The sequence below is a fragment of the Pistricoccus aurantiacus genome, assembly GCF_007954585.1.
In the GTDB taxonomy this organism is placed as follows: Bacteria; Pseudomonadota; Gammaproteobacteria; order Pseudomonadales; family Halomonadaceae; genus Pistricoccus; species Pistricoccus aurantiacus.
In genome coordinates this window covers 1480359-1492186 of the sequence record NZ_CP042382.1, presented here as the reverse complement: position 1 = coordinate 1492186, position 11828 = coordinate 1480359, and the positions used below count along the sequence as shown (strand labels likewise).

Sequence of the window (11828 nt, the reverse complement as noted above, 5' to 3'; positions counted from 1 at the left end):
ACAAGCCGTTTAGCAGGTTAACTCTAGCCCGTTTATCCAGCGCATACTCATTGCCCCGAAGCTGATGCAAGAGAGAAAGTACTGCCCGATGCAGAATAATACGACGCACATTACCTTCGAGAATGTCGACGCCGATGGCTTACCTCATTTTCTGATGAACCATGCGTTTTATATGCCTGCAAATCTCGCCGCTGGCGACGCCCTCGAGCGACGCGATATCGAAGACGTCATGGTGGAAAAACTCATTGGATAAAAAAGCAATCGACATGAGTTGGCGGATGTGGCTCAAACTCGGGCGTGTCTCGAACCTGCCTACGGTATGGACCAGCGGGCTAGCGGGCTGGCTGCTTACCGGAGCGGCGCTTGACGCGGCGCCGTTGCTGCATCTGTTGGCTGCCCTATCGCTATTCTACCTGGGTGGCACTTACTTGAACGATGCTTCCGACGCGCAAGTCGATATCAGGGAACACAGCGAGAGGCCTGTTCTCCAAGGGGAAATGATCCGCCGAACCGTCGCTCTGCTTGGCGCCGCCATGCTGGGGCTTGGCGTTCTGTTGGCTTTCCTGTTGAACATACCTGCCGGCCTATGCGGTCTGGCGCTGGTACTGGCGATCCTGTTGTATAACTGGCTAAACAAGCAAATTAGCTGGGGACCGGCCATCATGGGAGCTTGCCGCCTGCTGACCTACTTCTTGGGAGCGCTGGCCGTCGGCAAGCTGTCCTGGCCGATCATGCTGGGCGCTTTCGGTCTACTTTGCCACGTTGCAGGCCTGACCCACGCAGTCAAGCTGAAAGCCTATTACCGTGCTGTCGCGGTCTGGCCCCTGGCCATCATGGCGATACCGGTATTGGTGCTGATGATGATGGTAGCGCTTGGCGACGCCGACGCTGGTCTAGCCAGAGTTCTATTGACCGGAACCATGCTGGCGGCCTACCTGCTGTGGTGTGGCGGAGCGCTTGCCCGGCTGTTTAGGCGCCAGCCCGAGGACGTATCGAAAGCCATCGTCAGTTTGATTGCCGCTATTGCGCTTTACGACGCGATACTGATTGCTGCTACCGGTGCTATCGATATCGCTCTGCTAGCGGCTGCTGCCTTCCTCGCCACCCTGGCGCTACAGCGGCTAAGCCGAGCGCTTGTTCAGGTGTCGTCTTAGAACGTCCTTCTTGACCTGAGTCTCTTTTCCAAACAAATGTGCCAGAGTCAGCGCCTTGAAGTCGGTGGCATCCACCGGCCCCTGCGGCAGCAGGTCGGCTTCCGAAGAAATCACCAAGGGTCCTCCGTTCGGATCGTCGATTAGGCGACCATGAGTGCCCTTGACCAACTGGGTATCCTTGAGAGAAATGATATCCATCAGCTGGCGCATGCCTAGCTTACGCTTGACCAGTCGCCAGCCCGCCGCCAGATCGGGAATCTTGATGGCAGGATCCACGAACAGTTCGACCGGATCATAGCCGGGCTTGCGATGAGTATCCACGGTACGAGCGTAGTCCGGCGCTCGCTTGTCATCCAGCCAATAATAGTAGCTGAACCAGCGATTCGCCTTGGCAATGGCTACCAGCTCGCCGCTATTGGCATGATCTAGTCCTTGGGCTTTCTTGCCCTTTTCGTCCCAGACCGTTTCCATCCCTTCCAGGCTTTCCAACAAGGTTTTTACCTCGGGAATTCGTGCTTTGTCCTTGATGTAGACATGAGCGATCTGATGGTCTGCCACGGCAAACACCCCGGAAGCGCCTGGATCGAGCTGTTCGACATCTTTTTCCACCCGCACCGCCAGCAGACCTGCCTGGCGCAATGCCCGATTGATGTGGATGGCATCCGCGGCAGGAGTGGTACCGTATTCGGACAGGACGATGATCCGTCGATTCTGTTGCTTCGCCGCCTCGATCAACTCACCGCAGAGGGCATCGACTTCCTGTAGATCCTGTTGAATCCGCGGATGGGAAATATCTGGCCCCAGTCGCTGCAGGTTGTAATCAAGATGAGGCAGATAGGTCATGGTCAAGGTAGGATCGCGGGTCTCCATGACATATAGGGTCGACTTGGCGATCCAGCGGCTAGAACTGATACTAGCCATTGGCCCCCACCATTTGGACAGTGGAAACCGGCCGAACGCCGCGTCAAGCTCATCGTGAAGCTCTGCGGGAGAGGTATAATGGTCGGAAATCCTGCGGCCGTCCGCAAGTTCCTGGGGGCACGGTGTAGCGCTCCAGTCCGCGGATGAATACATGTTGTGACCCCAGAACATGTTGGCACAGGTGAAATCGAGATTTTTCGCCTTGCCTGCTTCCCATATCTTCTCTCCCTTTACCAAGCGGCTCGATTGACGCCAAAGCCGTATCTCCGCGGCATCGCGGCAATACCAGCCGTTAGCGACGATGCCGTGCTCCGCAGGGAGAAGCCCGGTAACCAGGGTAGACTGCACGCTCGAGGCTACCGCCGGCATGACCGTGCTCAAAGGGCGCATACTCCCCTCTCTGGCAAACCTAGCCAGGTGGGGCGTGCGCGAGCCGATCAATTGAGGCGTCAGGCCCGCTACCAGTATTACAAGGGTCTTGTTCATTTGTTTAGCTCAATACTTGACTCAATGGCTGACAACGAAATCCTGAGCCGCGGGTGAAGTTGATCAGTCTCTAGATGTTCAAGCGTATTTTTGTGTCTTGGAAACAGCTTGGAAACTCTTGATAGAAAGCTAGAGAATCCACTTGGCTGTACAGGATCGATGTAGTGTTATGTATATTAACTTGTAATTATTTTGTAATAACCGTCTAGCCGAGGCAACGCCCAATGGATCACTGCTGCAAGCCCTTGCGCCATCGGGTTTTATAGCAAGCCGGCAGGACAGCCACGCGGCAGTGAATCACCCCACCACGTGCTTCTGAACCACGACGGGAGAAGGCTAATGCGCCTCGTCCCAGTTGGCTCCGGCATTGGCCTCGACGATCAATTCCACCTTGAGGGTGCCGGCGTCACGCATGTACTTCTTGACCGCGTCGATGAACGCCTCGACCTGATCCTCCTTGACCTCGAATACCAGTTCGTCGTGCACCTGCATCACCATCCAGGCATCCAGGCCGTTTTTCTTGCCCGCTTCCTCCTGCAGCCAGGTATCCACCTTGATCATCGCTTTCTTGATGATGTCCGCGGCGGTGCCCTGCATGGGGGCGTTGATGGCGGTGCGCTCCGCCGCCTGGCGGCGCGTCGAGTTCTGAGCCTTGATCTCAGGCAGATAGAGACGCCGGCCGAAGACGGTTTCCACGAAGCCATCTTCCGCCGCCTGGACGCGAATCTTGTCCATGTAGCGTGCCACGCCGGGGTAGCGATCGAAATAGCGGTCGATATAGATCTGGGCCTGGCCGCGCTCGATATGCAGCTGTCGGCCTAGCCCCCAGGCGCTCATGCCGTAGATCAGCCCGAAGTTGATCGCCTTGGCGCTGCGGCGCTGATCATTGCTGACCTTGTCCAGATCGGTACCGAAGACCTCCGAGGCGGTGGCGGCGTGAATGTCCTGACCCTCGGCGAAGGCATCCAGCAGCCCCTGATCCTCGGAGAGGTGCGCCATGATCCGCAGTTCGATCTGGGAGTAGTCCGCGGCGACGATGCGATAGCCAGGCCGAGCGATGAAGGCCTGGCGAATCTTGCGCCCTTCCTCGCTGCGGATGGGAATGTTCTGCAGATTGGGGTCGCTCGACGACAGCCGCCCGGTGGCGGTGACCGCCTGATGGTAGCTGGTGTGCACCCGCCCGGTGGCCTTGTCGATCAGCCGGGGCAGCTTGTCCGTGTAGGTGGACTTGAGCTTGGAAAGTCCGCGATGCTCGATGATCACCTTGGGCAGCGGATAATCCAGCGCCAGTTCCTCGAGCACCGCCTCCGCGGTGGAAGGCGCGCCCTTGGGGGTTTTCTTGATCACCGGAATCTTCTGCTCCTCGAAGAGGATCTGGCCCAGCTGCTTGGGGGAGCCCAGATTGAACTCCCGACCGGCCAGCTCGAAGGCCTTTTCCTCCAGCTTGGCGATACGCTTGGTGAGCTCCTCGCTCTGGGCCTCGAGACGCTTGGCATCCAGCGCAACGCCGGTGCGCTCCATGCGCGAGAGCACCGGAATCAGCGGCGTTTCCAGGGTATCGAGCACCTCCGCCAGCCGTCCTTCGGCTTCCACCCGAGGACGCAGTTCCCGGTGCAGCCGCAGGGTGATGTCCACGTCCTCGCAGGCGTAGGGCACCGCCTGCTCCAGAGCGATCTGGTTGAAGGTCAACTGCTTGGCGCCCTTGCCGGCGATCTCCGCGAAGCTGATCGTCTTCTCCCCCAGGTACTTGAGCGCCAGGGAATCCATGTCGTGGCGGGTGGCGGTGGAGTTGAGCACGTAGGACTCGAGCATGGTATCCGTCAGCGGCCCGGCCACGTTGATCGCATAGTTGGCCAGCACGGAGATATCGTACTTGAGGTTCTGGCCGATCTTGCCCTTGCTCGGATCCTCCAGCAGGGGTTTCAAGGCCTCCAATACACGGTCGCGTTCCAACTGGGCGGGAGCATCCAGGTAATCGTGAGCCAGGGGAATATAGGCTGCCTCGCCGGGCTCGAGAGCCAGGCCGATACCGACGATCTCCGCCCGCATGTAATTCAGACTGGTGGTTTCCAGGTCGAAGCAGAAGGCATCCGCCTGGCGCAGCCGCTCGAGCCAGTTATCGAGGATAGCCTGAGTGTCGATCACCTGATCGCGACGATCCGGGGATCTGGCCGGCACGGATTCCTCCGCCTCCTTGCTCAGCGCCGCGCCGCCTGGCGTGTCGTCGACGCCTTCGTCCTGGCCTTCCAGCAGCTCCGTGAGCCAGGCCTTGAACTCCAGCTCCTGATAATGCTCCCGCAACGCCTGGCGATTCGGCTGGGCGATGTCCAAGTCGTCCAGACCCACCGGCAGCTCGCAGTCGGTCTTGATGGTGGCGAGCTCGTAGGAAAGAAAGGCCTGGTCGCGATGCTCCTCGAGCTTTTTAGCGAGGGTCTTGGCGCCGCGAAAGCTCAGGGTCTTGACCTGCTCCAGGTTGGCGTAGACGCCTTCGAGCCCCCCTTCTATGCCCTGCAGCAGCCCCAGGGCGGTCTTTTCACCAACCCCGGGCACTCCAGGAATGTTATCCACCTTATCACCCATCAGCGCCAGGAAATCGATGATGCGCTCCGGGGGCAGGCCGAACTTGTCCTCGACGCCCTGGCGATCCAGCACCTCGTCCTTCATGGTGTTGACCAGGGTGACATGGCCGTTGACCAACTGGGCCATGTCCTTGTCCCCGGTGGAGATCACCGCCTCGCGTCCGGCCTCCGTGGCCTGGCGGGCCAGGGTGCCGATCACGTCGTCTGCCTCGACGCCCTCGATGCTGAGCAGCGGCAGGCCCAGTGCCCGCACGCAGGCGTGCAGCGGTTCCACCTGTGCGCGCAAGTCTTCCGGCATCGGCGGGCGATGGGCCTTGTACTGCTCGAACAATTCGTCGCGAAAGGTCTTGCCCTTGGCGTCGAATACCACCGCCATGGGGCTGTCCGGGTAGTCCTTGATCAGCCGCTTGAGCATGCTGAGCACGCCCTTGACGGCGCCGGTGGGCTGGCCCTTGGAGGTGGTCAGCGCCGGCAGGGCGTGAAAGGCGCGGTACAGGTAAGAGGATCCATCGACGAGCACGATCGGCTTGTTCGCGGCCATGGGAAGGTTCCTTGCTGTGGCAATGGGGGCCATGATACGCAGCGCCGCCTCGGACGTCAGGTCCAACCGACAGGCAGAAGGCAGATTCCGTTGGTCGCAACGTCTTTTTCACTGCGAATAAGCTTATCCGCCTAAATAGGCTTACACTAGGTAACGTATTGATCAGGACAGGAGTTCATCATGTCAGTCGTCAAACCTCTCGCCGCCTTGGGACTGAGCCTGGCCCTGCTGGGAAGCGTCGGCTCTGTGAGTGCCCAGGAGTCTTCCCAGGTGGAGCCGGATGTCACCATCCGCCAGGAGCAGGACCGCACCATCCGTGAATACCGGGTCAACGGACAGCTCTACGCCATCAGAATCGAGCCCAGTATCGGCCCGGCCTATTACCTGCTCGACGATGACGGCGACGGCAACTTCGAGCGCCAGGAAGGCGACCGCGTCGCCGTGCCCAGCTGGGTGCTGATCGAATGGTAGGCTAGCCGCCCGGTTTCTCTCTCGGCGGTGTCGTAAATTCCCGGGTCAAGGCGCTACAATGTGCGCCTTCGCAACCCCGGGCGAGAGACACATGGCCGTATTCACCCCGCTTGACGACTCCCAGGTCGCCGATTTCCTGACGCGCTTCGATGCCGGGCGATTGACCCGGCTTGAAGGCGTCCCCAGTGGTACCGAGAACACCACCTACTTCGTCACCACGGACCGGCACGAACTGGTGCTGACCCTGTTCGAGCAGGGGGAGCACGAGGAGCTACCGTTCTTCGTCGCGCTGCTCGACTACCTGGCGGAATACAAACTCCCGGTGCCCGGACCGCTGCACGACCGCGAAGGTATTGCCCTGCAGAGTCTGGCGGACAAGCCCGCCCTGCTCTTTCCACGCCTGCCCGGCAAGCACCCCAGGGCGCCGAGTCTCGGACAGTGTCGCGCTCTGGGAGACGCCTTGGGACGCATGCACCGGGTTTCCCGACGTTTCGAAGGCAGCCGCCCCAACCCCCGGGATCTCCACTGGCTGAGCGCCATGCACCATCGGGTGCTGGTCTATCTGTCCGCGGACGACCAGACGCTGATGAAGAACGAGATCGACGACTACCAGAGCTATTTCGCCGAGGCCGAACCGCTTCCCCAAGGCGCCCTGCACGGGGATCTGTTTCGCGACAACACCTTGTTCGAGGGTGACCGTCTGGGAGGCATCATCGACTTCTACAACGGCTGCACCGGAGATCTGCTCTTCGATCTGGCCATCGTGATCAACGACTGGGCCAGCGACAGCGAGGGTCGACTGGAACCGGCGCGCTACGCGGCCATCCTCGAGGCTTACCAGGCGCGCCGCAAGCTGACGGCGGCAGAGCGGGATGCCTGGCCGATGATGCTGCGCATGACCGCCCTGCGCTACTGGCTGTCCCGACTGCTGGTGGTCTACGTGGATCCGCCCGCCCACGATCTCTCTCCCCACGATCCGGCCCTGTTCCGACGCATTCTGGGGCAGCGTCTCGCCCATGGTGCCCTCCCACTGCCCGAGGAGACAGGCTCATGACCCCGGCGGAGCGTGCTAGACACACCTACAACATCGACCAGTGGGGCAGCGGCTACTTCGACGTGGACGATACCGGCCACGCCCTGGTACGCCCGCTGGGCAGCGAGATCCCAGGCCCCAGCCTCTCGCTTAGCGAGCTGGCAAAACGCCTTCAGGCCACGGGGTTGCGCCTGCCGGTGCTAGTGCGCTTCACGGACATCCTCCATGATCGTGTCGAGCAGCTGTGTGCCGCCTTCGATCACGCCCGGCAGGAACATCATTATATCGGCGGCTATACCGCGGTCTATCCGATCAAGGTCAATCAGCAGCGCCGAGTGGTGGAGGAAATTCTCGCCACCCAGGAACGCGGCCGAGGCAGAGTCGGCCTGGAAGCCGGCAGCAAGCCGGAGCTGCTCGCGGTGCTGGCGCTTTCCGCGGACGCTCCATCGCTGATCGTGTGCAACGGCTACAAGGACCGCGAATACGTGCGCCTGGCGCTGATGGGCGAGAAGCTCGGCCACCAGGTCTATCTGGTGGTGGAGAAGCACTCGGAACTCGAGCTGATCCTCGAGGAAGCCGCGCATCTGAACGTCATGCCGCGCATCGGCCTGCGGGCGCGATTGGCCTCCGTGGGCAAGGGCAAGTGGCAGAACACCGGCGGCGAGAAATCCAAGTTCGGCCTGACCGCCGGCCAGATCCTCGCGGTAGTGAAACGCCTCGAGGAAACAGACGCTCTGGAAAGCCTGCAGCTGGTGCATTTTCATCTGGGCTCTCAGATCGCCAATATCCGCGACATTCAGCGCGGCCTGCGAGAATGCGCGCGCTTTTATCAGAGCCTGCGGGAGTTGGGCGCGCCCATCGATCATGTGGACGTGGGCGGCGGCCTGGGTATCGACTACGAGGGCACCCGGTCGCGCAACGAGTGTTCGGTCAACTATTCCATGCAGGAATACGCCACCAACGTGGTCGCCGCCTTTCACCAGGTCTGCGACAGTGAAGACTTGCCGCATCCGCATTTGATCAGCGAGTCCGGTCGCGCGCTTACCGCCCATCACGCGGTCTTGATCACCAACGTGATCGGCGAGGAGCGCATCAGCGAAACCGCACCGCAGCCGGAGGTCGAAGGAAACGCCCAGATCGACGAACTTTGGCGGGTCTACCGTCGACTGTCGGACCCGGGCCAGGCCCGCGGACTGGTGGAGGCCTACCACGACCTGGTGCAGGCGCTGATGGAACTGCAGGATCGCTTCGTGTTGGGGCTGGCAGGCATCGATGCCCGAGCGGAAGGCGAGGCGGTGTATTTCGCCGCCTGCGGTCGTCTGCGGGAGCGGTTGAATCCCCGAAACCGCGCGCATCGGGAAATTCTCGACGAGCTGGCGGAGAAGCTCGCGGACAAACTGTTCGTGAATTTTTCCCTGTTTCAGTCGGTGCCGGATATCTGGGGCATCCAGCAGATCTTTCCGGTGCTGCCGCTCACCGGCCTGGACCGCGATCCCACCCGCCGCGCAGTGATTCAAGACATCACCTGCGACAGCGACGGGCGCATCGACAGCTATGTGGATGGCCAGGGCATCGAAACCACCCTGCCGCTGCCGGAATGGCACTTTGAGGACGGTACACGGCTGCTGGGCTTCTTCCTGGTGGGCGCCTATCAGGAAATCCTCGGCGACCTGCACAATCTATTCGGCGACACGGACTCCATCGACGTGGCCCTGAACGCTGACGGTGACTGGGTGCTTTCCCCGCCGATACACGGCGACACCGTCGCCCAGGTACTGCACTACGTGAACTTCGACGCCCGGGAGCTGCGCGAGCGGCTGGCCCGTCAGCTCGCGGAAAGCGATCTATCCCATACCCAACAGGATACCTTTCTCGCCGATCTTTCCGCCGGTCTCGAGGGCTATACCTATCTGGAATAAGTCACGACTCGCCTAGGGCTTCAGATGCTCCCGGGCTTCTTCTGCGTTGTCATAGATATGCGGCGACAGCGCGCGCTGTTCCAGGGCGTCGCCGAGCTTCATGCGCAGGAAGCCGCTGGTGGTATAGCGCGTGACCCGGCTGTAGTAGTGCTCTTCCAGGTAGCTGACCATGGCCGTGTAGGTTTCCAGCAGATCCTCGTCGATACGGAAGTTGTCGTAGTTGACGACGGCATAGACTCGCCGTCCCAGCGGTGCTAGCCGACTCTCCGCCGCATGACGGATGGCATCGATGTCCGCCTGGGACTTGATACGCAGATTTTCGAAGTCGACGAAGAAGATTTCCTCCGCGGCATCGAAGGTGAAGCGTTGCTCCAGGGGGCGGCTCAGCAGATCGTCGCGCAGCCCCATGGGATGATCGAGGAAGATGCGGCCATCCATCGCGCTCGGCGGTGCGGGCATGGCGGGAGTGAAGTTCATCAGAGCCAGCACGTCTCGGTCGAGATCCACCCCCGGGGCGAGCTCGATGAGGGTGACGCCCTGGGCGGTCAACTGGAAGACGCAGCGTTCCGTGACGTAGAGCACGTCACGCTGCTCCTGGATTGCCAGAGGGCCACTGAAAGTACGATGCTCGACTCCCTCGACGAACTTGGCGAGACCGCCCTCGGCGAGCTTCAAACGGCCATCAGCAACCGCGAGTTCCCCCTGGGCCGCCAGGAAGGTGCCCATGAACACCACCTTGCGCGCGCGTTGGCTGATGTTGATGAAGCCGCCGGCGCCGGCCAGCCGCGAGCCGAACTTGGAGACGTTGACGTTGCCCTCGCCGTCGACCTGGGCCATGCCCAGGAAGGCGATATCCAGGCCCCCGCCGTCGTAGAAATCGAACTGGGCCGGCTGATCGATGATCGCCTGGGTGTTCAGGGCGGCGCCGAAATCCAGCCCGCTGGCTGGCAGGCCGCCAATCACCCCGGGCTCCGCGGTCAGGGTCAGAAGTTCCAGCACACGCTCCTCGCTGGCCACCGGGCCGACCCCTTCCGGCATGCCGATGCCCAGGTTGACCACGGCGTTGGGGCGCAGCTCGAAGGCCGCCCGTCGGGCGATGATCTTGCGCGCGGAGAGCGGCATCGGCTCCAGGGTCGCCATGGGCGCCTTGATCTCCCCGGAATAGGCCGGATTGTAACGAGTGCTGAAGGTCTGCCAGTGGTGTTCCGGGTCGTCGCAGATCACCACGCAGTCCACCAGCACCCCGGGAATTTTGACGTCCTTGGGGTGCAAGGTGGCGCGCTCCGCCAGGCGCTCCACCTGAACGATTACAACCCCGCCGCAGTTGTGCACCGCCGTGGCGATGGCCAGGGACTCCAACACCAGCGCCTCGTGCTCCATGGTGACGTTGCCGAGCGTATCCGCGGTGGTGCCGCGCAAAAAAGCCACCTGCAAGGACTGGGCTTTATAGAACAGGTACTCCTCGCCGTCGATGGGCAGGAGCCTGACGATCTCCTCCCGGGTCGCGTCATTGATCCGGCCGCCATCCAGGCGAGGATCGACGAAGGTACCGAGTCCCACCCGGCTGAGGGTGCCGGGCTTGCCGGCGGCGATATCGCGAAACAGGTGCGAGATCACCCCCTGGGGCAAGTTCCAGGCCTGAATGCGACCCTCGACGGCGAGCTTCTGCAGCTTCGGCACCAGTCCCCAGTGGCCGCCGATCACCTTGGCGACCAGCCCCTCGTGGCCCAGGTGGTTGAGCCCCCGACTCTTGCCATCTCCTTGACCGGCGGCGTACATCAGGGTCAGGTCCCGGGGCTGGCCGGTCTTGAGAAAGCGCTGCTCCAAGGCCACTGCCAGGTGCTCGGCGAAACCGATGCCGACAAAGCCACCGGTAGCCAGGGCATCGCCGTCGCGGATCAGATTTACCGCCTCACGAGCGGAGACAACCTTGCCCTTCTCGGTAAAAGGACGGTGGGAAAGCAGCGGATGAGTCTGGCGAGGCATGGCGGCGTCCTTGATGGCTGTCTCGTCAACGTAGCACAGGCTGCGCCCTAGGGTGCCACGACGGTGGTCAGCTCCAGCCCTGCGCTCAGGGAAAAATGCAGCTCGCTGCCCGGCATCAGCGGCCCCACCCCAGCGGGGGTGCCGGTCAGTACCACATCCCCGGGTTCAAGGGTGAAATGACGGCTCATTTCCGCCAGCAGTGTCGGGATCGGAAACAGCATGTCCTTGGGGCTGCCCTGCTGGCGCCGCTCGCCGTCGATATCCAGGGAAAAGCTCAATGCCTTCCAGTCGGGTATCTCATTGAGTCGAATAAAAGACGACAGCGGGCAGGCGCCGTCGAAACCCTTGGCGATTTCCCAGGGCTGACCCTTTTCCTTGAGCCGCGACTGGACCGCCCGCAGGGTCAGATCCAGGGCCAGCCCTATTCCTGCCACCGCCTGTTCCGCTTGCTGAGGCGACGCCGCCGTCAGCGTCCCACCGATCAGCAGCGCAAGCTCGGTTTCGAAATGCACCTCGCCGCGCCCGGCAACGTCGATCGGCTGATCGAGGGGCACCGCCGCGGTGGCGGGTTTGATGAACAGCAGCGGCTCGCTCGGCACCGGATTGTTCAGTTCCCGGGCATGGTCCGCGTAGTTGCGGCCGACACAGACGATCTTGCCAAGGGCGTGATCGAAAGCGTCGCCATCAAGAAAATTCGCGGTAAACGGCATGGAAATCGCTCCAACAAGTGAAAGGGGG

General features: G+C 61.7%; 9 protein-coding genes. 5 read left to right on the top strand and 4 right to left on the bottom strand.

Annotation, left to right across the window (positions count from 1 at the left end; all coding sequences use genetic code 11):
* Window positions 1-88: 88 nt before the first annotated feature.
* Window positions 89-253 carry a hypothetical protein gene (locus FGL86_RS17915; protein ID WP_186764490.1) on the top strand — a complete coding sequence of 55 codons (165 nt, stop codon included), beginning with the start codon at window positions 89-91 and terminating at the stop codon, window positions 251-253.
* 25 nt (window positions 254-278) lie between these two features.
* Window positions 279-1154, top strand: coding sequence for a UbiA family prenyltransferase (locus FGL86_RS07195; RefSeq protein ID WP_222433805.1), 876 nt, complete (start codon window positions 279-281; stop codon window positions 1152-1154).
* On the opposite strand, the gene FGL86_RS07190 is transcribed toward FGL86_RS07195, so the two are convergent.
* Window positions 1122-2561: an alkaline phosphatase family protein gene (locus FGL86_RS07190; RefSeq protein WP_147183935.1), complete on the bottom strand. Its 1440-nt coding sequence runs from the start codon at window positions 2559-2561 to the stop codon at window positions 1122-1124. The genes FGL86_RS07195 and FGL86_RS07190 overlap by 33 nt on opposite strands.
* A 336-nt stretch (window positions 2562-2897) precedes the next feature.
* Window positions 2898-5681: a DNA polymerase I gene (polA, locus tag FGL86_RS07185; RefSeq protein ID WP_147183934.1), complete on the bottom strand. Its 2784-nt coding sequence runs from the start codon at window positions 5679-5681 to the stop codon at window positions 2898-2900.
* Between the two features lie 180 nt (window positions 5682-5861).
* Between polA and FGL86_RS07180 the strand changes: the two genes are divergently transcribed.
* The 3 genes from FGL86_RS07180 (at window position 5862) to speA (ending at window position 9104) form a co-directional block, all read left to right on the top strand.
* Window positions 5862-6152: a DUF2782 domain-containing protein gene (locus tag FGL86_RS07180; RefSeq protein WP_147183933.1), complete on the top strand. Its 291-nt coding sequence runs from the start codon at window positions 5862-5864 to the stop codon at window positions 6150-6152.
* 91 nt (window positions 6153-6243) lie between these two features.
* Window positions 6244-7206 carry a homoserine kinase gene (locus tag FGL86_RS07175; RefSeq protein WP_147183932.1) on the top strand — a complete coding sequence of 321 codons (963 nt, stop codon included), beginning with the start codon at window positions 6244-6246 and terminating at the stop codon, window positions 7204-7206.
* Window positions 7203-9104, top strand: a complete 1902-nt coding sequence (gene speA / locus FGL86_RS07170; RefSeq protein ID WP_147183931.1) for a biosynthetic arginine decarboxylase — start codon at window positions 7203-7205, stop codon at window positions 9102-9104. The genes FGL86_RS07175 and speA overlap by 4 nt, the downstream gene beginning before the upstream one ends.
* A 12-nt stretch (window positions 9105-9116) precedes the next feature.
* On the opposite strand, the gene FGL86_RS07165 is transcribed toward speA, so the two are convergent.
* Both FGL86_RS07165 and FGL86_RS07160 read right to left on the bottom strand, forming a co-directional pair.
* On the bottom strand, window positions 9117-11090 hold the full coding sequence (locus FGL86_RS07165) for an acyl CoA:acetate/3-ketoacid CoA transferase (protein ID WP_147183930.1): 1974 nt from the start codon (window positions 11088-11090) through the stop codon (window positions 9117-9119).
* A 47-nt stretch (window positions 11091-11137) separates the two neighbouring features.
* Complete coding sequence (locus FGL86_RS07160) at window positions 11138-11800, bottom strand: fumarylacetoacetate hydrolase family protein (protein ID WP_147183929.1); 663 nt, start codon at window positions 11798-11800, stop codon at window positions 11138-11140.
* Window positions 11801-11828: the final 28 nt, after the last annotated feature.

Excerpts from the sequence above, each read along its gene's own strand:
- speA (WP_147183931.1), top strand. The coding sequence starts at position 7,203 with ATGACCCCGGCGGAGCGTGCTAGACACACCTACAACATCGACCAGTGG.
- FGL86_RS07190 (WP_147183935.1), bottom strand. The coding sequence starts at position 2,561 with ATGAACAAGACCCTTGTAATACTGGTAGCGGGCCTGACGCCTCAATTG.
- FGL86_RS07165 (WP_147183930.1), bottom strand. The coding sequence starts at position 11,090 with ATGCCTCGCCAGACTCATCCGCTGCTTTCCCACCGTCCTTTTACCGAG.
- FGL86_RS07195 (WP_222433805.1), top strand. The coding sequence starts at position 279 with ATGTGGCTCAAACTCGGGCGTGTCTCGAACCTGCCTACGGTATGGACC.
- FGL86_RS17915 (WP_186764490.1), top strand. The coding sequence starts at position 89 with ATGCAGAATAATACGACGCACATTACCTTCGAGAATGTCGACGCCGAT.
- FGL86_RS07180 (WP_147183933.1), top strand. The coding sequence starts at position 5,862 with ATGTCAGTCGTCAAACCTCTCGCCGCCTTGGGACTGAGCCTGGCCCTG.
- FGL86_RS07175 (WP_147183932.1), top strand. The coding sequence starts at position 6,244 with ATGGCCGTATTCACCCCGCTTGACGACTCCCAGGTCGCCGATTTCCTG.
- polA (WP_147183934.1), bottom strand. The coding sequence starts at position 5,681 with ATGGCCGCGAACAAGCCGATCGTGCTCGTCGATGGATCCTCTTACCTG.
- FGL86_RS07160 (WP_147183929.1), bottom strand. The coding sequence starts at position 11,800 with ATGCCGTTTACCGCGAATTTTCTTGATGGCGACGCTTTCGATCACGCC.